Source organism: Streptomyces zaomyceticus (genome assembly GCF_014656215.1).
In the GTDB taxonomy this organism is placed as follows: domain Bacteria; phylum Actinomycetota; class Actinomycetes; order Streptomycetales; family Streptomycetaceae; genus Streptomyces; species Streptomyces zaomyceticus.
On the sequence record NZ_BNBZ01000019.1, the window covers coordinates 12,179 to 33,931 of the forward strand.

General features: G+C 74.0%; 19 protein-coding genes, 1 pseudogene and 1 riboswitch. Of the genes and pseudogenes, 17 read left to right on the plus strand and 3 right to left on the minus strand.

Features of this window, described 5'->3' with window-relative positions; genetic code table 11:
- The first annotated feature begins 294 nt into the window (after nucleotides 1-294).
- From IE311_RS23345 to IE311_RS23355, 3 genes are read left to right on the plus strand one after another with little or no spacing between them, the layout of a single operon-like run.
- Nucleotides 295-768 (plus strand): cobalamin B12-binding domain-containing protein, encoded by a 474-nt coding sequence (locus IE311_RS23345; protein WP_189833734.1) that lies wholly within the window; start codon nucleotides 295-297, stop codon nucleotides 766-768.
- Nucleotides 765-4,034 (plus strand): FAD/NAD(P)-binding protein, encoded by a 3,270-nt coding sequence (locus IE311_RS23350; RefSeq protein WP_189833735.1) that lies wholly within the window; start codon nucleotides 765-767, stop codon nucleotides 4,032-4,034. Before IE311_RS23345 ends, IE311_RS23350 begins: the two co-directional genes overlap by 4 nt.
- Nucleotides 4,031-5,776, plus strand: a complete 1,746-nt coding sequence (locus tag IE311_RS23355) for an acyl-CoA synthetase (RefSeq protein ID WP_189833736.1) — start codon at nucleotides 4,031-4,033, stop codon at nucleotides 5,774-5,776. Before IE311_RS23350 ends, IE311_RS23355 begins: the two co-directional genes overlap by 4 nt.
- A 345-nt stretch (nucleotides 5,777-6,121) precedes the next feature.
- Here IE311_RS23355 and IE311_RS23360 read toward each other — a convergent pair whose 3' ends face one another.
- Nucleotides 6,122-6,700 carry a TetR/AcrR family transcriptional regulator gene (locus IE311_RS23360; RefSeq protein WP_189833737.1) on the minus strand — a complete coding sequence of 193 codons (579 nt, stop codon included), beginning with the start codon at nucleotides 6,698-6,700 and terminating at the stop codon, nucleotides 6,122-6,124.
- A 143-nt stretch (nucleotides 6,701-6,843) separates the two neighbouring features.
- On the opposite strand from IE311_RS23360, the gene IE311_RS23365 reads away from it, so the two are divergent.
- Both IE311_RS23365 and IE311_RS23370 read left to right on the plus strand, forming a co-directional pair.
- Nucleotides 6,844-7,392, plus strand: a complete 549-nt coding sequence (locus tag IE311_RS23365) for a carboxymuconolactone decarboxylase family protein (RefSeq protein ID WP_229902099.1) — start codon at nucleotides 6,844-6,846, stop codon at nucleotides 7,390-7,392.
- Nucleotides 7,393-7,543: 151 nt separating this feature from the next.
- A complete protein-coding gene (locus IE311_RS23370) occupies nucleotides 7,544-8,557 on the plus strand; it encodes a LysR family transcriptional regulator (RefSeq protein WP_189833739.1) in 1,014 nt (337 codons plus the stop codon).
- 327 nt (nucleotides 8,558-8,884) lie between these two features.
- Here the strand turns inward: IE311_RS23370 and IE311_RS23375 are convergent, their stop codons facing one another.
- Nucleotides 8,885-9,925 (minus strand): Lrp/AsnC family transcriptional regulator, encoded by a 1,041-nt coding sequence (locus IE311_RS23375; protein WP_229902100.1) that lies wholly within the window; start codon nucleotides 9,923-9,925, stop codon nucleotides 8,885-8,887.
- Between the two features lie 114 nt (nucleotides 9,926-10,039).
- Here IE311_RS23375 and IE311_RS23380 point away from each other — a divergent pair, with 114 nt between their 5' ends.
- From IE311_RS23380 to IE311_RS23425, 11 genes and pseudogenes are all read left to right on the plus strand, one after another.
- The gene (locus IE311_RS23380) at nucleotides 10,040-11,416 is read left to right on the plus strand and encodes an MFS transporter (RefSeq protein ID WP_189833741.1); all 1,377 of its coding nucleotides are present in this window, start codon (nucleotides 10,040-10,042) and stop codon (nucleotides 11,414-11,416) included.
- Nucleotides 11,413-12,783 (plus strand): amidohydrolase, encoded by a 1,371-nt coding sequence (locus IE311_RS23385; RefSeq protein WP_189833742.1) that lies wholly within the window; start codon nucleotides 11,413-11,415, stop codon nucleotides 12,781-12,783. Before IE311_RS23380 ends, IE311_RS23385 begins: the two co-directional genes overlap by 4 nt.
- Before the next feature lie 71 nt (nucleotides 12,784-12,854).
- Complete coding sequence (locus IE311_RS23390; protein ID WP_189833743.1) at nucleotides 12,855-13,451, plus strand: TetR family transcriptional regulator; 597 nt, start codon at nucleotides 12,855-12,857, stop codon at nucleotides 13,449-13,451.
- 148 nt (nucleotides 13,452-13,599) lie between these two features.
- Complete coding sequence (locus IE311_RS23395) at nucleotides 13,600-14,373, plus strand: DJ-1/PfpI family protein (protein ID WP_189833744.1); 774 nt, start codon at nucleotides 13,600-13,602, stop codon at nucleotides 14,371-14,373.
- Between the two features lie 254 nt (nucleotides 14,374-14,627).
- Nucleotides 14,628-14,834 (plus strand): cold-shock protein, encoded by a 207-nt coding sequence (locus IE311_RS23400; protein WP_189833745.1) that lies wholly within the window; start codon nucleotides 14,628-14,630, stop codon nucleotides 14,832-14,834.
- A 132-nt stretch (nucleotides 14,835-14,966) separates the two neighbouring features.
- Nucleotides 14,967-15,152: riboswitch (cobalamin riboswitch) on the plus strand.
- A gap of 179 nt (nucleotides 15,153-15,331) precedes the next feature.
- Nucleotides 15,332-15,418 (plus strand): annotated as a pseudogene (locus tag IE311_RS37360) (hypothetical protein); the annotation flags it as partial.
- A 173-nt stretch (nucleotides 15,419-15,591) separates the two neighbouring features.
- Nucleotides 15,592-15,831, plus strand: coding sequence for a hypothetical protein (locus IE311_RS37365; protein WP_373313948.1), 240 nt, complete (start codon nucleotides 15,592-15,594; stop codon nucleotides 15,829-15,831).
- Between the two features lie 54 nt (nucleotides 15,832-15,885).
- A complete protein-coding gene (locus IE311_RS23410) occupies nucleotides 15,886-16,509 on the plus strand; it encodes an iron chelate uptake ABC transporter family permease subunit (protein WP_189833746.1) in 624 nt (207 codons plus the stop codon).
- Nucleotides 16,506-17,408, plus strand: a complete 903-nt coding sequence (locus IE311_RS23415) for an ABC transporter ATP-binding protein (RefSeq protein WP_189833747.1) — start codon at nucleotides 16,506-16,508, stop codon at nucleotides 17,406-17,408. The genes IE311_RS23410 and IE311_RS23415 overlap by 4 nt, the downstream gene beginning before the upstream one ends.
- Before the next feature lie 31 nt (nucleotides 17,409-17,439).
- The gene (locus IE311_RS23420; RefSeq protein WP_189833748.1) at nucleotides 17,440-17,799 is read left to right on the plus strand and encodes an ArsR/SmtB family transcription factor; all 360 of its coding nucleotides are present in this window, start codon (nucleotides 17,440-17,442) and stop codon (nucleotides 17,797-17,799) included.
- A 187-nt stretch (nucleotides 17,800-17,986) separates the two neighbouring features.
- Entirely contained in the window at nucleotides 17,987-19,381 is a 1,395-nt protein-coding gene (locus IE311_RS23425) for an MFS transporter (protein ID WP_189833852.1), read from the plus strand.
- Here IE311_RS23425 and IE311_RS23430 read toward each other — a convergent pair.
- The gene (locus IE311_RS23430; RefSeq protein ID WP_189833749.1) at nucleotides 19,330-20,055 is read right to left on the minus strand and encodes a TetR/AcrR family transcriptional regulator C-terminal domain-containing protein; all 726 of its coding nucleotides are present in this window, start codon (nucleotides 20,053-20,055) and stop codon (nucleotides 19,330-19,332) included. The genes IE311_RS23425 and IE311_RS23430 overlap by 52 nt on opposite strands.
- A gap of 162 nt (nucleotides 20,056-20,217) precedes the next feature.
- Here IE311_RS23430 and IE311_RS23435 point away from each other — a divergent pair, with 162 nt between their 5' ends.
- A complete protein-coding gene (locus IE311_RS23435) occupies nucleotides 20,218-21,753 on the plus strand; it encodes an MFS transporter (RefSeq protein WP_189833750.1) in 1,536 nt (511 codons plus the stop codon).

Sequence of the window (21,753 nt, forward strand, 5' to 3'; positions counted from 1 at the left end):
TCCGGATCCGCCCGAAGAGACGACCCGGCTCACGCCCTGGGCCCTGTCGTCGAACTCCCGTCTGCCCCGCGACGCCATGCGCGCGCTCTCGCCGCACCGGGCGCAAGCCCGAGTACGTCCAGTACGAGGGCTTGTGCCCGGCACGCCGAGAGCACGCACCTGACGCCGCGGGGCCGCCCTTCGGGCGACGACGGGAGTTCGACGACAGGACCCAGCGGCCGCCGGGCCCCCGCGGGCCCGGCGGCCCTTCCGTACAGCCACCCGCCCGCCCACACCCTTCCGGAGAGAGACGCCATGACCCCGTCCGCACGGCCCCAGCCCCTGCGCAGTCCCGAGCCCTCCCGCCGGGTCCTGCTCACCACCGGCTCCTCCGACGCCCACACCTGGAACCTCGTCCACCTCCAGCTCTTCCTGGAGGAGCACGGGCACTCGGTGCTCAACCTGGGCCCCTGCGTCCCCGAGCAACTGCTCGTCGACACCGCCCGGATGACCAGCCCCGACCTCGTCGTGCTCTCCTCCGTCAACGGCCACGGTCACCAGGACGGGCTGCGCGCCGCCCGCGCCCTGCGCGCCGACCGCAAGACCCGCTCCGTCCCCATGGTCATCGGCGGACTCCTCGGCATCTCCCCGGAGGGCGCCGCCACCCGTACCGCCGAGCTCCTCGACGCCGGATACGACGAGGTGTACGCGGACGGCACCCCGCCCACCGCCCTGCTGCGCCGGCTCGCCGACCTCGGCGGCGCGTGTACCGGGCGGGCCGCGGCTTGACGACCTCCGCCCCGCCCCCGTTCGCCCCCGGCGATCTCGGCGCCTTCGTCCAGGAGTCGGCCGAAGCCGGCGAACTGGTCGTCCAGCCCCGGATGGGCATGGTCGGGCCCGAGGAGATGGCCGGCGGAGTCGCCGCCGTCGCCGCACTGCCCGAGCGGACCGTCGCCACCCTCACCATCGACAGCTACACCCGCGTCGGCGACCACGCCGCCGCCACCGCCGCCCTGCGCGCCGGTCTGCCCCTCAACGGGTTCCCGCTGGTCAGCCACGGTCCGAAGACCACCGCACGGGTCGCCGCCGCGGCCGGACGTGCCACACCCGTCCAGGTCCGGCACGGTTCCGCCGACCCGATGGCCATCTTCCGCACCATGGCCGCCGCGGGCCTCGCCGCCTCCGAGGGCGGCCCCGTCTCCTACTGCCTGCCCTACGGGCGCACCCCGCTCGCCGAATCCGTCGCCGCCTGGCGCGACTCCGTCCAGTTCCTCACGGAGGAGAGCCGTGCCCACGGCCGCCGGGCCCATCTCGAATCCTTCGGCGGCTGCCTCCTCGGCCAGCTCTGCCCGCCGTCGCTGCTCGTCGCCGTCTCGGTCCTGGAGTGCCTGTTCTTCGTGGCCAACGGGGCGACCAGCGTCTCCCTCAGCTACGCCCAGCAGACCCATCCCGGCCAGGACACCGGAGCGCTCACCGCGCTGCGGCTGCTCGCCGACGAGTTCCTGCCGCCGTCCGTCGACCGCCACATCGTGCTCTACACGTACATGGGCGTCTACCCGAGGACCGTTCCCGGGGCCCGGTTGCTGCTGCGCCGCAGCGCCGAACTGGCCGTGAGGGGCGGGGCGCAGCGGTTGATCGTGAAGACCGAGACCGAGGCGCACCGCATCCCCACCGTCGCGGAGAACCTGACCGCCCTGCGGATCGCCGCCGACGCGGCCCGCACCGCGCCCCGCCGGGGCTCGCACCCGGGCGGCCGGTCCGCCGCCGAGGCCGACGCGGAGGAGACGCTCGCCGAGGCGCGCACCCTGGTCACGGCCGTCCTCGCGCTCTCCGACGACCTCGGTGTCGCCCTCCTGAAAGCCTTCGACCGGGGCCTGCTCGACGTGCCGTTCTGCCTGCATCCGGACAACCGGGGCGCCGTCCGGTCCACCGTCGCACCGGACGGGCGCCTGCAGTGGACGGACCTGGGCGCGCTGCCGCTGCTCACCACCAGCAGGAGGACCATTCCGATGACCTCACGTCAGCTCTCCGGCATGCTCGGCAGGGTCGCCCGTGAGCACGACCAGGCGGCGGCGGCCAACCCGCCGCCGGAGCCGGCTCCCCGGGACGCCCCGGCGTCGTCCGACGAGCCGCTGCGGATCGCCTTCGTCGGTATGGGCCCGCGCGGTCTCTCCGTCCTGGAGCGGCTCGCCGCCCGCTGCGCCGAGGGGCCGCCGGCCCGCCCGGTCGAGGTGTTCGCGGTGGATCCGTACGAGGCGGGGGCCGGGCGGATCTGGCGGACGGACCAGTCGCCCTGGTTCCTGATGAACACCCCGGCCCAGGAGATCACCATGTTCTCCGGTCCCGCCGACACCGGGCCGCACCGGCCCGGTGCCGGGCCCACCCTCGGCGAGTGGTGGGCGCAGGACGACCCCGCGGGCGCCGAGCCCGAGGGCTACGCGCCCCGCGCCGTCTACGGCCGCTATCTGACCTACGTCATGCGGCGGATCGAGGAGACCCTGCCGTCCTCGCTCACCGTCCACCGCGTCCCCGCCCGGGTGATCTGCGCCGACCGCGCGCGGCCCGGGGGCGGGCAGGACGGAGGCGCGCACCGGCTGAGACTCGACCGCGGTGACGTCCTCACCGTCGACCGGGTGCTCCTCGCCACCGGTCATCCCGTCAACGAGCCCGACGAGGGCCAGCTCGCCTGGAACCGGTTCGCGCGGGAACACAGCACCCCCACCCGCCCCGTCCGTCACATCGCCGGCGGCTCGGCGAACGAGATGCCGCTCGCCGCGATCCCGGCGGGCGCGAGCGTGGGCATCCTCGGCATGGGACTCACCTTCTACGACATCCTCACCGAGCTCACCCTGGGGCGCGGCGGTTCCTTCGCCGAGGGCTGCGACGGGCTGCTCTACCTGCCCAGCGGCAAGGAGCCCCGGATCCTGGCGGGTTCGCGCGGGGGAGTGCCCCTGCTCACCCGGGGCGCCAACCAGAAGGGGCCCGACCACCGCTACCGTGCCCGGCTGTTCACCGCCGAACGGATGGCCGCGTTACGCGCGGAGGGAGCGCCGCTCGACTTCGAGACGTCGGTGCTGCCCTGGCTGCTGGCCGAGGTCAACCTCGTCCTCCTCGCCACCCGGATCCGCCAGGTGCACGGCCCCGAGGCGGCCGCGGACTTCACCGAGCGCGGGGCGCAGGCCCTCGCGGACCGGCCCGACCCGCTGTTGCTCGAACGGCTCGCCGCCGGATACCGCGTCGACTCCCGGCCGCTCGGCGGAATCGAGTCGCTCGCCCGCCCGTTCGGCGGCCGGCGCTTCGGCTCCCCCGCCGAGTACCACAAGGTCCTCACCGAATGGCTGCGCGCCGACCTGTTCGAAGCGCGCCTCGGCAACGTCGACGGCCCCCTCAAAGCGGCGGCCGACGTGCTGAGGGACGTCCGGCAGACCATCCGTACCGTGGTCGACTTCGGCGGGCTCACCCCGGCGTCGCACCGCTGGTTCCTCGCCGAGTTCGGCCCCGTCGCCGCCATGGTCTCGACCGGGCCGCCACAGCTGCGGTCGGAACAGTTCCTCGCCCTGCTCGCGGCCGGGGTCCTCGAACCGGTGGGTCCCGGAGCGCGGTTCGGCGCGGACCCCGTCGAAGGACGGTTCTCGGTGGAGTCGACGCAGGTGGAGAACTCCTGGGTGCCGCTGGACTTCGTCGTGGACGCCCGGGTACCGGGCACCGATCTGGAAGCCGACCGGGACCCGCTGATCCGGGGCCTGATGGCGGACGGGGAGATCCGTACCTTCACCAACGCGCTCGACGGAGGCGAGGAGTTCGCCACCGGAGGCCTCGACTGCACCGACTCGCCGTTCCATCCCGTGCGGGCCGACGGCTCCGTGGACACCACCACCCATGTGCTCGGCATCCCGAGCGAGTACACCCGCTGGTTCACCCAGGTGGGCAGCGGGCGCCCCGGCCCCTGGGGCTCCTTCACCCGGGACGCGGACGACATCGCGGAGGCACTGGTGGGCGCGGCGGGGACGGGCCGCCCGGTGGCCGACCGCGTGGTGGCCGGGAGCGCGGGATGAGCCGCGCCGGCACACCGGCACACGAGGAGTACCGGGCCGCGCGGGATCTGCTGCTGCGGCTGCGTGGTGACCGGAAGGCGGCCGACGCCGCCTTCCGGTGGCCGCGCGCCGAGCACTTCAACTGGGCCCTGGACTGGTTCGACGTCATCGCCGAGAACAACGACCGGCCGGCGCTCGAACTCCTCGGCCGGCCGCTGCCGGACGGCGGCGCCGCGGACGGCGGAGCCCCGTGGGGCGAAGGCCCGGACGGCGCCGCCCCGGGGTGCGACGTGCCCGTCGTCGACCGGGTCTCCTTCGCCGAACTCGCCGCCCGCTCGGACGCGTTGGCGGTCGCGCTGCGCGAGCACGGGGTCCGGCGGGGCGACCGGGTCCTGATTCTGCTCGGCACCCGGGTCGAGCTCTGGGAGACCCTGCTCGGCTGCGTCAAACTCGGCGCGGTCGTCGTCCCCGGCTACCAGGACCTGACCCGTGCCGAGGCGGCCGACCGGATCGGCCGGGGCGCCGTCCGGCACGTGATCTGCGCACCCGGAATCGTCGAACTGCTCGACGCGCCGGCGGTACGGGTGCCGGGCCTCCGGATGGCCGTCGGGGCGGACCGGGGCGGCTGGGTCCCGTACCCCGACACCCGCCGTCCCGGCCGGCCCCGCTTCGTCCCGGACGGACCCACCCGCGCGGCCGACCCGTCGTTCTGCTACTTCACCTCCGGGACGACCTCCCTGCCCAAGCTCGTCGAGCACAGCCACGCCGGATACGGCGTCGGGCACCTGTCCAGCCTGTACTGGAGCGGACTGCGCCCCGGCGACCGGCACCTCAACCTCTCCGCGCCCGGCTGGGCCAAGCACTCCTGGTCGAGCTTCTTCGTCCCGTGGGCGGCGGAGGCCACCGTCCTCGCACCCCCGGACGGCGGCCTCCCGCCGGCCGCGCTGCCCGGTGTCCTCGCCGCGCACCGCGTCACCAGCTTCTGCGCGCCGCCCAGCGCCTGGCGGTCCCTGCTCCCGTACGTGAGCGGTGGCGCGGACGCCCCCCGGCTGCGCGAGGCCACGGCGGCCGGGGAGCCCCTGACCGCCGAGACGGTGGAACGGATCGAGGCCGCCTGGGGGGTGCGGGTCCGCGACGGCTACGGCCAGACCGAGGCGACGGCCCTCATCGGCCGCGCCCCCGGCACCCCGGAACCCCTCGCCCCGCTCGGGCACCCGCTCCCCGGATACCGCATCGTGCTGCGCGACCCGGAGACGGGGGAGACCGGCGAATCCGGCGAGGTCTGCGTGGATCTGACGGAGCGTCCGCCGGGTCTGATGCGGGGGTACGCCGGTCTGCCCGAGCGCACGGCGGAGGCCTTCGCCGACGGCCTGTACCGCACGGGGGACCGGGGCGAGCGGTGCGCGGACGGCTCGATCCGACTGCTCGGCCGGATGGACGAGGTCTTCAAGTCCCATGGGCACCGGGTCTCCCCGATGGAGATCGAGGCGGTCCTGCGCGTCCACCCGGAGGTGGCCGACGCGGCGGTGGTGCCCTGCGAGGACCCGGAGGGCGGCCTCGCCCCCTACGCGGTCGTCGAACTGCGCTCCGGAGGCGAGGACTTGACGGACATCACCCAGGGGCGCATCGGCGCCGAGCTCCTGGCGCTCGCCGCCGAGCGGCTCGCACCGGTCTTCGTCCCGCGCGGGGTGGCCGTCGTGGCGAGCCTGCCGCGCACCCGCTCGGGCAAGGTGCGCAGGGGAGAGCTGACTCCCGGGATCTGATCCCGGGGCCTGCCTCCGGATCTGGCCCCGGGGGCGGATCCGGAGGCGGATCTTGGGGAGGGGGCCGACCTCGTCGCCCGGCCCCTGGGCTGACTCCGGTGTCCGGCCGCAGGTCGGAATCCGGGCCCGGAGCCGGAGCTCGGGCCGGTTCGCGGCCGGGCCCGAGGGCCGCCGAACGGGCAGGGCGCGAGGCGTCGTCGGGGCGAGGCAGACCCCGAGGCGCCGTCGGCCGGGGGCCGGGGGCCGGGGGCCGGGTCCGAGGGGGCGTCGCGCCGGGCCGGGTCCGAGGCGCCGTCGGTCCGGGGCCGAGTCCGAGGGGGCGTCGCGCCGGGCCGGCCCCGCCCGTCAGGCGCTGACCGGTTCGCGCTCCGCCGTCCGCAGCAGGATCTCCGCGACGCTCCTGGCCCGTACCGCCGCCTCCGGCGTGCCCTCGCGGAGGGCCGTCACGATCGCCCCGTCGCCCAGCAGGGCGAGTTGGCGCGCCAGGGCCTCGTGGTCGAGGTAGCCGCCCTCGGCGAGGAGCCGGTCCAGGACCCCGATGACCTTCTCCTTGTGCTCGGCGGCCACATGGTGGGCCGGGCTGTCCGGGTCCGCCGTCTCGACCATGGTGTTGATGAAGGCGCAGCCCCGGAACGAGGCGGCAGCGAAGCGTTCGGCCAGACCGTCGAAGAGTGCGAGCGGCAGCTCCTCGGGGGAGCGCTCGCTGACCGCGATCCGGCCGTCGAGCCAGGCGCGCCACATGCCGTCGCGGCGTCTCAGGACCTCGACGACCACGTCGTCCTTGCTGGGGAAATGGCGGTAGAAGGAGGCGCGGCCGACTCCGGACTCGGACAGGATCCGCTCGATGCCGACGGCCCGGATCCCCTCTTCGTAGAACAGACGCTCCGCCGCGCTGAGGAGCCGTTCTTTCGCGTTCGTGGCCATACCAGACGGTACCACTCGGTGCCGTATCGGTGATCCCGGTGGGCGAGCGGAGTGGGACCCTCCCGTTGCGCCAGACGGAACCGATCGGTACCGTCCTGATGGTACCGATCAGTTCCGTCTTGGTCCGGCTCAAGGAGAGCTCCATGCCCCGCCTGCCCCAACTGACCGTCGAGACCGCCAACGAGGAGCAGCGAGAGCTGCTCGAAGGCACCCTCAAGCAGCTCGGCAAGCTGCCCAACCTCTACGCCGCCCTCGCCAACGGCCCCGCCGCGCTCCGCGGATACCTCGCCATGCGCGAGGCCCTCGTCGGCGGCAGCTTCAGCGCCCGCCAGCGTGAGCAACTCGCTCTCTACATCGCGCAGTACAACGACTGCACGTACTGCGTCTCCGCGCACACCCTGCGCGGCGGCAAGGTCGGCCTGAGCGAGCGGGAACTGCTCGACACCCGCCACGGCCACGACGCCGGCGACCCGCACATGGACCAGGTGCTCCGCTTCGCCGGCGCCGTCATGTCCACCGGCGGCCGTGTCACCGACGGAGCCCTCTCCGACGCCCGCGCCGCCGGAGTGACCGACGCGGAGATCGCGGAGATCGTCGGCCACGTCGCGCTCAACGTGCTGTCGAACTTCTTCAATCACGTTGCGCAGCCGGACTTGGACTTTCCGTTGGTCCCGGCCCAGCTCGCCGAGTAGAGTCTTCGCGGCCGAGCAGGGGTGCCGGGCGCGACGAAGCGTCCGACACCCCTGCGGCTTGTGTGACAGACCGTCTGGGGCGATCGAAGCGGGTGGCCGACCAACCACCTGGTGTGAGGAACTGCCGCCTGCGCGGCAGGGGGGAATTCACGTGGACATCGACGCAAGAACCCTTCGGACCTTCCGCGAGGTGACCCTGACCGGGTCGTTCACCCAGGCTGCGCGACGCCTCGGGTACTCGCAGTCCAGCGTCACGGCACAGATGCGCGCCCTGGAGAGACAGGTGGGGGAGCCCGTCTTCGAGCGGCTCCCCAACGGTGTCCGGCTCACCCATGCCGGAACCGTGCTGCGGGACTACGCACGCCAGATCCTCACCCTCGTCGGTGAGATGGAGACCGCCCTGCGCCGACCGGCGGCCAACCCGCCGCGGCTGACCGTGGGCATCGTCCCCGCCCTCGCGTACGGACAGCAGCTCGCCCGGGTCACCCACATCGGGCGACGCCTCCTCTCCGGCGTCCAGCTCGCCCTGCGCGTCATGGGAACCTCCGAGGTCCACGACGCCTTCCGGTCCGGATCGATCGACGGCGCCCTCGTCCTCACCGTCGTCGACTGCGAGGAGCCGGCCGCGCCTCCGGCCGACCAGACGCACGCCGAGCGCTCCGACGAACTCACCGAAGTGCGCCTCCAGGAAGTCGAGTTCGTCCCCGTCACCAGCGTCGGCCACCGACGCGGCAGCCTCGGCCGCCAGGTCGTCATCGCCGACCCCGACTGTCCCTCGCAGCGCTGGCTCCCCGAATTCCTCCGGCTCCGCAGCGACATCCCGCCCGAGATCCACGAACTCGGCTCCATGGCGGGCGTCCGCGCCGCCGCCCAGTCCGGCCTCGGCTGCGCCATGCTCCCCATGGCCCTCGCCGCCTCCCACCAGGAGGCCGGTGGACTGCGCCCCCTCCCCGGTGTGCCCCGGATGCGCTGGAACGCCTCCCTCCTTCTCGGCCGCCCCGACACCCGGCCCGCCGTCGACTGGGAGAACCTGACGGAGACCCTCCGTCAGGCCACCGCCCTCTCCTGCGCGATCCACCCCGGCGAGCCCGGCCCCGCGAACGCCGTCGGCGTCCTCGGCGGCGAGGCGCCGGCCCTCGACCCGAACCCGAGCATCGCCGGCTGACGTCCCGGCCCTCGACCCCCACCCGGTCATCGCCGGCCGAAATCCCGGCCACCGGCCCGAACCCGGGCTTCGGCGGCTGAAACTGGCTTCGGCGGCTGGCACTCCGGCCATCGGCCGGCACCCGGGCGTCATCGCCCGACGCCCGGGCCCCGGCCGGTCCGCTCCACCCCACAGACGGTGCCACGGCGCACCGCGCGCCTCCCCCCGGCCCCACCCCCGACCGGGACCTACGGGAGCGACGGCGCGCCGTGGCACCTCCCCTCCCCGCGACCCAGCGACCCCGCATCCCGGCCTTCCCGCATTTCCGCATCCCGGAGTCCCCGCGCCTCAGTGCTCGGGCAGCCCCAGCGGGACCCGGCCCGTGGCCCTCCCGCGCTCGTCGAGGAGCCAGCTCATGCGCTTGGGGGAGTGCAGGGCCACCGTCCGGTCCCGCACCTCAAGGGCCGGGAAACGCTCCGCGAGCAGCGCCTCGAAGGGGTCCACCGCGCCGAGACCGTGCAGCCAGACCAGGACGAGCAGATTGTCCGGGCCGCTCACCGACGCGCACATCCGCACCTGTTCGAGCCGGGCGAGCGCGTTCCCCGTCTGTTCCAGGAGCGCGTGCGGCACCGACGTCCGGTAGACCACCGTCGTGGAGAGCCCCGCCATCGGGTGCGCCAGATCGCAGCGCAGCGTGATGTCCCCGTCGCGGATCATCCGCTGGAGCCTGCGCCGTGCCGTGTGCTCGCTCATCCCCGTGAGCGCGCCCAGTTCGCCGTACCCCAGCCGTCCGTCGGCGCCGAGCGCCGTGAGCAGCGCCTGGTCCTGCGGGGAGGGCCGGTCGTGGAGATGGGTGCTGTACGTCCGGGGCCGGGCGGCCGGCGCCCCGCCCAACCCTGCGCGCTCGGTGGGGTTCATCGCCCGCATCCGCCAGTCGCGCCCCTCCCCGTACAGGGTGATGCCCAGCCGGGTCCGGGTGGAGCGGACCCCGCGCAGCCCGCCGATCCCCCGGTGCACCGCGCGCCCGAGCGACGGCAGGTCCGGGGCGGCGACGGAGAGCAGGAGGTCGAAGTCCCCGGCCGTCTCGTCGACGCCGAACACCCAGGGCAGTGCCGTCACGGCCGCGCTCACCCGGTCGAAGGCGCGCGGCCGGCACCGTACCTCCACGTAGGCGACCGTGGCCGTCTTCGCCGCGTCGTACGCGGTGACCCAGGCGAGCCCCTCGGTGCGGAGGCGTTCGAAGCGGCGGGCGGCCGTCGTCGCGTTCACCCCGAGCGCCCGTCCGATCCGGGTCCACGGCGCGCGGGGGGCCGCCTGGAGGGCGTCGATCAGCGCCAGATCCAGTTCGGAGAAGCCCTTGGGGGAGTCCTCCCCACCGGAATCCGGCACAGGAGCTCCTTCCGTAATGCTTTCCGGCAATTCCGCGGGGCGTTCGCTCACGAACCGGATCGTAAGGGCACTTCCGGCCGACGACCAGATTCGGCCACCGGCGAGAGGAGTGCCGTGCCTGCTCCGACCCTTCCCGCGTCCCCGGCGGCGCCGTCGACGCATCGCAGAACCGCGCGCGTCACGATCGCCCTGCTCTTCGGGGCCTGGCTCGTCGACTACGCCGACCGGCTCGTGATCAATCTCGTCCTGCCCTCCCTCGGGGCGGAGTTCGACCTCGACCGCACGCAGCAGGGCCTCGTCGTCTCCGCCTTCTTCCTCGCCTACGCCCTCTGCCAGATCCCCGGCGGGCTGCTCGCCGACCGGTTCGGCGGCCGCCGGGTGACCCTCTGGGCGCTGCTGACCTGGTCGGTCTTCACCGCCCTCACCGGCTTCGCCTGGTCCTTCGCCGTCCTGCTCGCCCTGCGCTTCGCCTTCGGCGCGGCCGAGGGGATCTTCCCGCCCGCCGCGATGAAGGTCCTGGTGGAACGCACCCGGCCCGAAGAACGCATGAGTGCCAACGGCACGGTCATGAGCTCCAACGCCCTCGCCGCCGTCATCACCCCGCTGGCCGTCGCCCCGCTCGTCGCCGCCTTCGGCTGGCGCTCCGCCTTCTGGTCCACCGCCGCCCTCGGTGTCCTCGCGCTCGTGGCCGTACGCCTCTGGCTCCCGGCCCCGCTGCCCCGCACGAACGGGGCGACGGACGAGGAGAGCGAGACGGGCGTGGTGGGCGAGGCGGGTGTACCGGGAGTGGACGCCGGGGCGGGCGAGGACGCCGGGGCGGCCGAGACCGCACGTCCCGCCCTCGGCGCCGTCCTGCGCAAGGGCGTCCTGTGGCGCTTCGCCCTCATGATGTTCGGCTACAACACCATCGTCTGGGGCCTCAACACCTGGGTCCCGTCGTACCTCGGCGAGGAGCACGGCGTCTCGCTCACCTCCGCCGGAGCCCTCATCGCCGTCCCCGCGCTCGGCGCCGCACTGGCCACCGTCATCGGCGGGCGGATCTCCGACCGTCTCGGCGGCCACCACCGCACGGTCATCGTCCCGGGCATGGCCGTCGCCGCCGTCGCCCTGCTCCTCATGGCGAACGCGCCGTCCGTCACCGGCTTCGTCGTCTTCGGCACCGTCGCCGTCTTCGCCGCCTCCCTCGCCTACATGCCGATCTTCGCCGTCCCGCTCGCCGGGCTCGCCCCCGCGTACGTCGGAGTGGGCAGCGCCGTCGTCATCTTCGGCGGCCAGGTCGCCGGCATGGTCGCCCCGCCCGTCATGGGCGCCCTCGCCGACGCCTTCTCCTTCCAGGTCGCCTTCGGCTTCCTCGTCCTCGGCGCCCTGATCGCCGCCGTCATGGCCTGCCTCACCCCGCAGGACGCCGCCGCCTTCCGCGCCGCCGCCGGCGGACCGCCGACGGCCCCTTCCGTGTCCCCGTCCCCCAGCACCGCAAAGGACTCCGCATGACCGTCGAGACCACCGCCACCTCCCTCGCCCCGCTCCTCGCCGGCCTCGACGCGCGGCTGCCCGCGCTGACCGCTCTCTACGAGGACCTGCACGCCCACCCCGAGCTGTCGTTCCAGGAGTTCCGTACGGCGGGCGTCGTCGCCGGACAGCTGCGCGCCCAGGGCTGGGAGGTCACCGAGGGCGTCGCGGGCACCGGAGTCGTCGGGGTCCTCGCCAACGGCCCCGGCCCGGTCGTCCTGCTCCGCGCCGACATGGACGCCCTCCCTGTCAAGGAGGAGACCGGACTCCCCTACGCCTCCACCGTCACCGGCACCGACCCCGACGGCGACGAGGTGCCCGTCATGCACGCCTGCGGGCACGACATGCACGTCACCTGTCTGCTCGGCGCCACCGACCTGCTCGCCGCACACCGCGCCGACTGGCACGGCACGGTCGTCGCCGTCTTCCAGCCTGCCGAGGAGGTCGGCGGCGCGCCCGCCATGATCGAGGACGGTTTCCTCGACCGCTTCCCGCGCGCCGAGGTCTGCCTCGGCCAGCACGTGGCCCCGGCCCCGGTCGGCTTCCTCGGCACCCGGCCGGGGCCGGTGATGGCCGCGTCCGACAGCCTCCGGGTGACGCTCTTCGGCCGTGGCGGCCACGGGTCGAGCCCCGAGACCGCCGTCGACCCGGTGGTGATGGCGGCGGCGGTCGTCATGCGTCTGCAGACGGTGGTGTCCCGGGAGATCGGCGCCTCGCAGACCGGGGTCGTCACCGTCGGTTCGCTGCACGCGGGGACGAAGGAGAACATCATCCCGGACACCGCCGAGCTGCGGATCAACATCCGCTCGACCACCCCGGTCGTACGGGACCGGATCCTCGCCGCCGTGACGCGCATCGTCCGGGCGGAGGCCGCCGCCTCCGGCGCCCCCAAGGAGCCCGAGTTCGCGCCGATCAACTCCTTCCCGGTCACGGTCAACGACCCGGCGGCGACCGCGGTCGTGCAGCGGGCGCTCACCGAAGTCCTGGGCGAGGGGAGGGTCTTCACGCTCCCCCAGGCCATCACAGGCAGCGAGGACTTCGGTGTGTTCGGGACCGCGCTCGGCGTGCCCTCCGTCTTCTGGCACTTCGGCGGCGCCGACCCCGCCCTCTACGCGGGCGTCGACCCCGGCTCCCTGCTGGAGAACGGCCTCCCCGACACCGTCCCCGCCAACCACTCCCCGCACTTCGCCCCCGTCCCCGGGCCGACGATCCCGCTCGGAGTGACCGCCCTGCTGGCCGCCGCCGCCCCCTGGCTGACGAAGCCGACGGACACGACGGGATACACGGACACGACGGAAGTAACGGAGACAACGGACACGCCGGAGTCGCCGGGGTCGCCGGCGTCGTAGGCGGCGGCCTCCGGTCTCCGACGCCCGGATCATCCGGGGCAGGTGGGCCGCACGGATAAAGTGACCGCACGATGACCCGTTTTCGCGAGAGCGTTCGATCCCTGCTGCGCGAGCAGGTGCTCGACGCCGCCTACCGCCTCGTCGCCGCGGACGGCTGGGGCGGATTGCGCATGGCCGCCGTCGCGCGGGCCGCCGGCGTGGCCCGGCAGACCCTCTACAACGAGTTCGGCTCGAAGGAGGCCATCGGCAAGGCCTTGGTCCAGCGTGAGCTGGAGGGCTTCCTGGTCGGCATCCAGCGCGAACTCGACGCCCACCGGGGCGATCTGGAGGCCGCGGCCGCGGCCGGGGTCGGCTACACCCTCCAGCAGGCCGTGGACAACCCGCTCGTCAAGAGCGTCCTGGTCGCGGCCCGGGGTGGCGAGGACGATCTCCTCGCCTATCTCACGACCCGCCCCGAACCGGTCTTCGGTACGGCCATGGCGATGCTCGACGCCTATGCGACCGAGGCCTGGCCGGACGTGGACGAGGAGTCGCGCGGCCTCGCCGTCGAGACGATCGTGCGGCTCACCGTGAGCCACATCGTCCAGCCGGTGGCGTCCCCGGAGGAGTCGGCGCGGCGCATCGCCACGGTCACGGCGAGGATCGCGTATCCGGGCGGCAGGGCCTGACGGGAGGCCGCCGGCCTCCATGGGCGGGTGCGCGGGGCAGGGCGGCGGAACCGGGTGGTGCCGGGGGCGGGGGAACCCCGCGGCGGTGCCGTCCGACTGCCTCGACGCGACAGAAACGTCGGAACCGCCCACCTTTCCGGGGAGACGCATGCACCGCCGCCACCTGCTCCGCGCCACCACCGCCCTCGCGGGCGCCACCGTCACCGCGACAGCCACCGCCGGTGCTGCCGCCACCGCCGCCACCGCCGCCACCGCCACCACCGCCGGCTCCGCCACCACGAAGCCGTCCACGCGTCGCCCGCTGCGCGTCCATGTCGTCCTCTTCGACGGCGTCGAAGAACTCGACTTCGCCGCCCCCTACGAGGTGCTCTCCGCCGCCGGTTTCTTCTCCGAGCGCCCGGTGGAGGTCCGCTACGTCTCCGCCACCGGCCCCGGGACCGTCACCGCCGCCTACGGGACCGAGGTCCGGGTGGAGCATCCCTGGGCCCCTGAGCGGGCCGATCTGCTCGTCGTGCCCGGCGGCGGGTACGCGCGCCGCGACAGTCCCGGCGTCTGGGCGGAGATCGACCGGGGCACTCTGCCCCGCGCCCTGGCGGCGGCCGTCCGGCCGGGACTCACCGTGGGTGCGCTGTGCACGGGCGTCATGCTGCTCGCCGCTGCCGGTCTCACCCGTGGTCGCCCCTGTACCACCCACCACAAGGCACGGGCGGATCTGGAGCGGCAGGGAGGTGTTCTGAAGAGGGCCAGGGTGGTCGACGACGGCGACCTGGTGACGGCCGGAGGCGTCACGTCCGGCCTGGAACTCGCCCTCTGGCTGGTCCGCCGTGAACTCGGCCCGGACGCGGCGAACGGCCTGGAGACCATGCTCGAGTACGAGGCCCGAGGCACCGTCCGGACCTCGTCCCGCGGTGTGGGCGGGTAGAGCGAGGCCCGGTGTCGGACACGGGGGATCTCCGGCACCGGGCCTCTGTTGAAGATTGTACGAGACTCCGGAGGGTGGCGTGTACACCGGGGTGGGAGCGTTCCCGCAGGACCGCGGGAACCGTCCTGCGGCCCGGCGCCACCGCGGGCGAACGGTGGGCGTACGGGGTAGAAGTCGTCTGAGACGCGGACGCGGCCGAGCGGGCCCTCGCCCCCCTCGGCCGCGTCGCCGACGACGACGACGAGGAGGCCGCCGTGGACGGCAGAAGCAAAGGGTTCGTGCATTCCTTCAACCGCGCCGGCGGATACGGATTCGTCGTCCCCGTGGGCTCCGAGGAACAGGTCTGGTTCAGCGCCGAGGACATCGAGGGCAAGGACCGCGTGCTCTCCGAAGGCCAGCAGGTCTCCTTCGTCCTGGTGCTGGGGGACGGCCGCTTCGAGGCCAGGGAACTGCGCATCTGACGCCGGACCGGCCCTGGCTCCGAGGGCATCCGACCGCCCCGGCGCCGGTGCCGGCAAGCCCGGCTCCGGCAACGGCTGCGGACCCCGGGCCGGGGCCTGGGCCGGTGGCACTGCGCCGAGGCCAGTCGCACCTTTGTACGCACCTGAACGGGTACGTGCACGGGTCAGGGAATCCGGTGCGAGACCGGAACTGACGCGCAGCGGTGAGGGCGACGGGCGGAGCATCGGCCACTGGGCGGCACGACGGGCCCGGGAAGGCGCCCCGTCCGCTCCGCCGTGCTCTCCCTGCCGGCGCCCTGCTCCTGACCACGACCGGGTGCGGCGGCGGGCCCGCCGCACCGACCTCGAAGGACGCCGGGGGAGCGGCGAAGGGGTTCCCGCTGACGCTCGCCGACAACTGCGGACAGCGCGTCACCGTCGGCCGGCCCCCGAAGCGGGCCGTCGCCCTCGACCGGGGCGCGGCGGAGATCATGCTCTCGCTCGGCCTCGCCGACCGCATGGTCGGCACCGCCACCTGGACGGACCCGGTGCTCAAGGGCCTGGAGAAGGAGAACGCGAAGGTACCGCGCCTCGCCGACCGCTACCCCTCCTTCGAGAAGGTGCTCGACGCCGAACCCGACTTCGCGGCCGCCTCCTTCACGTACACCCTCGGCAAGGGCGGGGTGGCCCCCCCGAGCGGTTCGAGAAGCTCGGCGTCCCCTCCTGTCTCTCGCCCACCGACTGCGTCGGCAAGGACAACAGCGGCGACGGCGACGGGGTGCGCACCGCGCCGCTCACCATGGAGACGGTCTACGGCGAGATCCGTGACCCGGCCCGGCGCTCGCAGTCCGTCGAGAGCGCCGCCAAGAAGATCGAGTTCCTGGAGTCCGACCCGGTCACCCGGAACATGACGGCGGTGAAGGAGAAGCGGTACGTCCTGCTCGGCGGACAGGCGATGAACCCCACCCTCCGCACGGTCGAAGGCGTCGAGAAGGTGGCTGCGGCGCTCCGCTCGTAGGGTCTCGCGCAGTGACGGCGAGCCCGCTCGACGGCCCCGCCGCCCCGGTGCGCGGTGCGCGCCGCCCCGCTGTGGACGGTGGCGGGGCTCGCCGTCCTGGCTGTCTCGGTGGCCGTGGCCATCACCATCGGCCCGGCGGACGTCGGTGTCGCCGACGTGTGGTCCGTGGTCGCCGCCCACCTCGGCGGGGAAGCCGCGGAGGTCTCGCCGATCCGGGACGGGATCGTGTGGGACCTGCGGCTGCCCCGTACCCTCCTGGCCGCCGTCTGCGGCGCGGTGCTCGCGGCGGCGCTGCTGATCTGCGGCGGTCACGCGCGGACCCTGGACGCCTTCGCGTTCGGCGAGGACGCCGCGGCGGCGCTCGGCGTCGCCGTCGCCCGGACCCGGCTCGTCCTGCTCTGCGTCACCGCGCTCCTGGCGGCCGCCCTGGTCTCCGCCGCCGGGGCGATCGGCTTCGTCGGCCTCGTCCTGCCGCACGCGGCACGGGCACTGGCCGGTCCCGGGCACGCCAGGCTGCTGCCGGTCACCGCCGTGACCGGGGCGGTGTTCCTGGTCTGGGCCGACACCCTCGCGCGGACCGTCCTCGACCCGCAGGAGGTGCCGGTGGGTGTGGTGACCTCGCTGGTCGGCGTACCGGCGTTCGTCCTCGTCCTGTACCGCACCAGGAGCACACGATGACCACGAGACCCGCCACGAGCCGAGCCACGAGCCGAGCCGCGGGCGACGGCCGCCGCGCGCTCGCCGCCGCACACCCGCCCGGCACCCCTCACCCGGCCGCCGCCGGCCTCCGCGCCGACCGCGTCTCGCGCACCGCCGGTGGCACCCTCGTCCTCGACGGGGTCGGCCTCACCCTCGCGCCCGGAACCGTCACCGGCCTCCTCGGGCCCAACGGTTCGGGGAAGTCGACCCTGCTGCGTCTCCTCGCGGGCGTCCTCGACCCGGACTCCGGCGTGGTCACCCTCGACGGCGACCCGCTCGGAGCGCTGGGCCGCCGGACGGTCGCCCGGCGCCTCGCCACCGTCGAGCAACAGGCCGACACCCAGACCGATCTGACCGTCGCCGACGTCGTACGCCTCGGCCGTGTCCCGCACCGCAGGGCCTGGACACCGGCCTCGGCCGCCGACGAGACCGCCGTCCGTTCCGCCCTCGCGCGCACCGGCCTCACCTACCGGGCCGGGCAGTCCCGGCGCACCCTCTCCGGCGGCGAACGGCAGCGCGTCCAGATCTCCCGCGCCCTCGCCCAGGAGCCGCGCGAACGGCTCCTCGACGAACCCACCAACCACCTCGACATCCAGCACCAGCTGGACCTCCTGGCCCTCGTCGCCGAGCTGCGCCTCACCGCCGTCGTCGCGCTGCACGACCTCAACCTGGCGGCGATGTACTGCGACCGGCTCGTCGTCCTGGCACGGGGACGGGTGGTGGCCGCAGGCACCCCGGGGGAGGTGCTCACCGAGGAGCTGATCGCCGAGGTCGACCGCGTCCGGTCGGCCGTGACCCGCCCGGAGCCCGGCGGCCCTCCGCGCATCCGCTTCCTCGGTACGGTGCCGGGGCCGGCGGCGGCCGGACGTGAGGCCTGAGGAGCGCGGCCGCTCTGCCTACGATGGGGGCATGTCTGAGCGCGTAGAGCCCGCGGCCGCGTCCCGTCCGCACGAGCGGACGCCGGGAGCGCTCGAACTCTCGGCGGCCGCGGAGGTGTTCGGGCTGCTCTCGGACCCGACCCGGCTGCATCTGGTGTGGCTGCTGACCAGGGGAGAGTCCGATGTGACCGCCCTGACGGAGGCGTGCGGGGCCGCGCGGCCCGCGGTCAGCCAGCATCTGGCGAAGCTGCGTCTCGCCGGGCTCGTGCAGTCCCGCAAGGACGGTCGCCGGGTCGTGTACGCGATGCCGGACGGGCATCTGAAGCGCCTGGTGGTCGAGGCGATCAACCGCGCCGACCACGAGGTGAGCGGGGAGCCCTGGCACGACTGAGGGGTCTCGCGAAGCCCGGCACGACGGAGAGATCTCGGGAAACCCCTGGCGCGACCGGGAGGCCTCGCGAAGCCCGGCACCGCCGGGGGTTCCGGGAAACCCCTGGATTCAACATGTGCGCAAGCGTGCACATGTCGGCTACGGTGGAGACGTCCGCAGTCCGCCGTGGCCGACCGGGGGCGTCCTCATGCTGTCCGTGCTGCGCAACCCCACCTATCGGCGCCTGTTCGGCGCCCAGGTCGTCGCCCTCACCGGCACCGGTCTGGCCACCGTGGCGCTGAGCCTCCTCGCGTACGACCTGGCGGGCGCGAACGCCACCGCCGTGCTCGGCACCGCCCTCGCGATCAAGATGGCCGCGTACGTCGTGATCGCCCCGATCGCCGGCGCCCTCGCCCACCGCGTACCCCGGCGGACCCTGCTCGTCTCCATGGACCTGGCGCGGGCCACGGTCGTCCTCGCCCTGCCGTTCGTCGACCGGATCTGGCAGGTGTACGCCCTGATCCTGCTGCTCCAGGCCGCCTCGGCCGCCTTCACTCCGGCCTTCCAGGCCACGATCCCGCAGGTACTGCCCGACGAGCGCGAGTACACCGAGGCGCTGTCGCTCGCCAGACTCGCCTACGACCTGGAGAGCCTCGCGAGCCCGGTGCTCGCCGCCGTGCTGCTCACGGTCGTCCCGTACGGTCTGCTCTTCACCGCCACCGCCGTGGGCTTCCTCCTCTCCGGCCTCCTGGTCCGCTCGACGACCCTGCCCGACCCGGACCCCGCCCCCGCCCCGGACCCCGCCCCGGACCCCGCCCCCGCCCCGGACCAGGGCTCCGGTCGCTCCGTCGGCGTCGCCGGCACCGCGTACACCAAGGCGGTCTCCGGGATCAGGCTCCTCCTCGCCTCCCCGCGCCTGCGCGCCCTGCTCGCCCTCGACCTGGCCGTCGCGGCGGCCGGGGCCGTGGTCCTGGTCGACAGTGTGATCCTGGTCCGCGACACCCTCGGCCGCCCCGAGGGGGACCTCCCGCTCGCCCTCGGCGCGTACGGAGCGGGCTCGATGGCGGTGGCCCTGCTGCTGCCGCGCGCCCTGGCGCGGGGCGGCGACCGCGCGGTCATGACCCGGGCCGCCCTCGTCCTGCCGGGAGCCCTGGGGCTCCTGGCCCTCGGGCTCACCCTCCGGCCCGGCGCCTGGTCCTGGCCCGCGCTCCTGGTGGTCTGGCTGGTGGTCGGCGCCGCGGGCTCGGCCGTGCTCACCCCCGGCGGCAGGGTGGTGCGCCGCTGCGTCCGGAGCGCCGACCTGCCGGCCGTCTTCGCCGCCCGGTTCTCCCTCTCTCACGTCTGCTGGCTGCTCGCCTATCCGCTCGCCGGCGGGCTCGCCGCGACGGCGGGCCCGGCCGTCTCGGCGGCCGCGCTCACCGTCGTCGCCCTCGTGGGAGCCGTGGCCGCGGCCCGTCTGTGGCCCGCGCCGGAACCGGATTCCGGTGAGGGCCCGGACGCCGGGACGGAGCCGGAACCCGGGGCGGAAGGGGCGGCGGCCGCCGGTTCCCGTCAGCGCGGGAGCCGCATCTCCAGACCGTCCAGGACCACGTCAAGGCCGTAGAAGAACTTCTCGTCGCGGAGGGCGACCGGGTCGACCGGCGCGTGGACGGCGGCGTCCGCGTAGGCGCCGGCGAGATGGTCGTGCCCCGCCGCCGCCTGCTGCGCGGCGGGCATCAGGCTCGCGATGAGATCACCCTCGGTCTTCCCCGAGCGGGTGACCGTGATGAGCCAGGCGGCCTCCGTGGTGCTCATGCCGATCACATACGACAGGACGGTGTCGATCGCGCGGCTCGGCTCGGGGAAGCCGGCGTCCGAGAACAGGGCGGCGAGCCGCTCGGAGTACGCCATCAGGTTGGGGCCCAGATAGGCGAGGCCCGCCTGCCCGAGGACGGCCGAGAGCCACGGGTGGCCCAGGGCCGTCGCGCGGAAGGAGACCGCGGCCTCGGTGACGGCGGCGCGCCAGGGGCTGCCCGGCGGCGGGACGGTGAACTCGGCCGCGACCTCGTCGACGGCGAGCTCCATCAGCTCGTCCTTGGTGGCGACATGGCGGTAGAGGGAGGTGGCGCCCGCGTTCAGGCGGGCGCCGAGCTTGCGCATGCTCAGGGCCTCGATGCCGTCGGCGTCGAGCATGACGATCGCCTCGCGGACGATCGAGGCGCGGCTGAGTGCGGGCTGGTCGGGGGCGGACTGCTGTCGTGCCCACACGGACGGAACGGGGTTCGCCTTGGCGGTCATGGTCCTCCTCGGTGCGCCGGGCGGTGCTGCGTACGGCGTTCGCATCCAGCGTACAGCGATCGAGGGTTGCGAACACTGTGCGCAGCTGCGTACAGTGTTCGCATCGAAGGAAACGAGCGCCGCCGGAAGCCGGGCGCTTCCGGAGTCGAGGGGGAAAATCCCATGGAAAGCCGCAACCCACGCCGCTGGTGGATCCTGATCGTGCTGTGCCTCAGCACCCTGGTCCTGGTGGTCGACAGCATGGCGCTGACCGTCGCGGTGCCGGCCATGACCGAGGACATCGGGGCGAGCGCCCAGGACATCCAGTGGATCCTGGACTCCTACATCCTGGTCTTCGCCGGACTCCTCCTCACCTCGGGAAGCCTCGGTGACCGCTTCGGGCGCCGGAAGATCATGATCATCGGCCTGTTGCTCTTCGGCGCGGCCTCGCTGGCCGCGACGTTCTGCGGCAACCCGGGCGAGGTCATCGCCGCACGGGTCACCATGGGCATCGGCGGCGCGCTGATCATGCCCTCCACCCTCTCCATCCTCATCACCGTCTTCGACGAGGACGAGCGCCCCCGGGCGATGGCGGCCTGGGGCTCGGTCTCGATGCTCGGCCTGGTCGGCAGCCCCGTCCTCGGCGGCTTCCTGATCGACCACTTCTCCTGGCAGTCGATCTTCTTCATCAACGTCCCGGTCGTCGTCCTCGCCGTTGTCGCCGCCCTCGTCCTCATGCCCGAGTCGAAGGGGCCGTGGCAGAAGCCCGACCCGCTCGGCGCGATCCTCTCCGCGGTCGGCATGACCGCGATGATCTGGTGGATCATCGAGATCCCGCAGCACGGCGCCTTCGAGGGCCGCGGGCTCATCACCCTGGCGGTCGCGCTGGTCACCCTCGTCGGGTTCGTGATCTGGGAGAACGTCACCCCCGAGCCGATGGTGCCGCTCGTCCTCTTCAAGAACCGCAACTTCAGCGGCGGTTCGCTCTCCCTGACCCTGGTGCAGATCGGCAACGGCGGCCTGCTCCTCGTCCTCACCCAGTACCTGCAGTTCGTCCTCGGCTACTCGCCGGTCAAGGCGGGCCTCGCCTTCGTCCCGCTCGCCGTCGCCGCCCTCATCGGCAACGGCGCCGGTGCCGGACTCGCCGCGAAGACCGGCAACCGGGTCCTCATCCTGGTCGGCATGCTGGTCATGGCCGGTTCCTTCGCCCTGTTGACCACCGTCGACGCCCACTCCGGCTTCACCGTCCCGGCCGTCGCCCTCGGCCTCCTCGGCCTCGGTGCGGGTCTCGCGATGCCGGCCGCGGTCGGCGCCCTGATGAGCACCATCCCCGAGGAGAAGGCGGGCGTCGGCTCCGCCCTGAACGACACCATCCAGCAGGCCGGCACCGCGCTCGGCATCGCGATCCTCGGCTCGCTCCTCACCAGCACCTTCCGCTCCGCGATGCCGGCCGACGCCCCCGAGCAGGCCAAGCAGTCGATCGGTGGCGCCCTGGCCGTCGCCCAGGGCGACGCGGGCCTGGTCGCCGCCGCCCGGGACGCCTTCGCCTCCTCGATGGCCACCACCTTCACCATCAGCGCCGTCGGTGTCCTCGCGGCGGCCGTCCTGGCCACCCTGGTGATGCGCGACAGCAAGCCGGCGCCGACCGGCGAGACCGGTGAAGGGGCCGGTGAAGAGACCGGGGGAGCGACCAAGGACGGTTCGGAGCTCGTCGCCTGA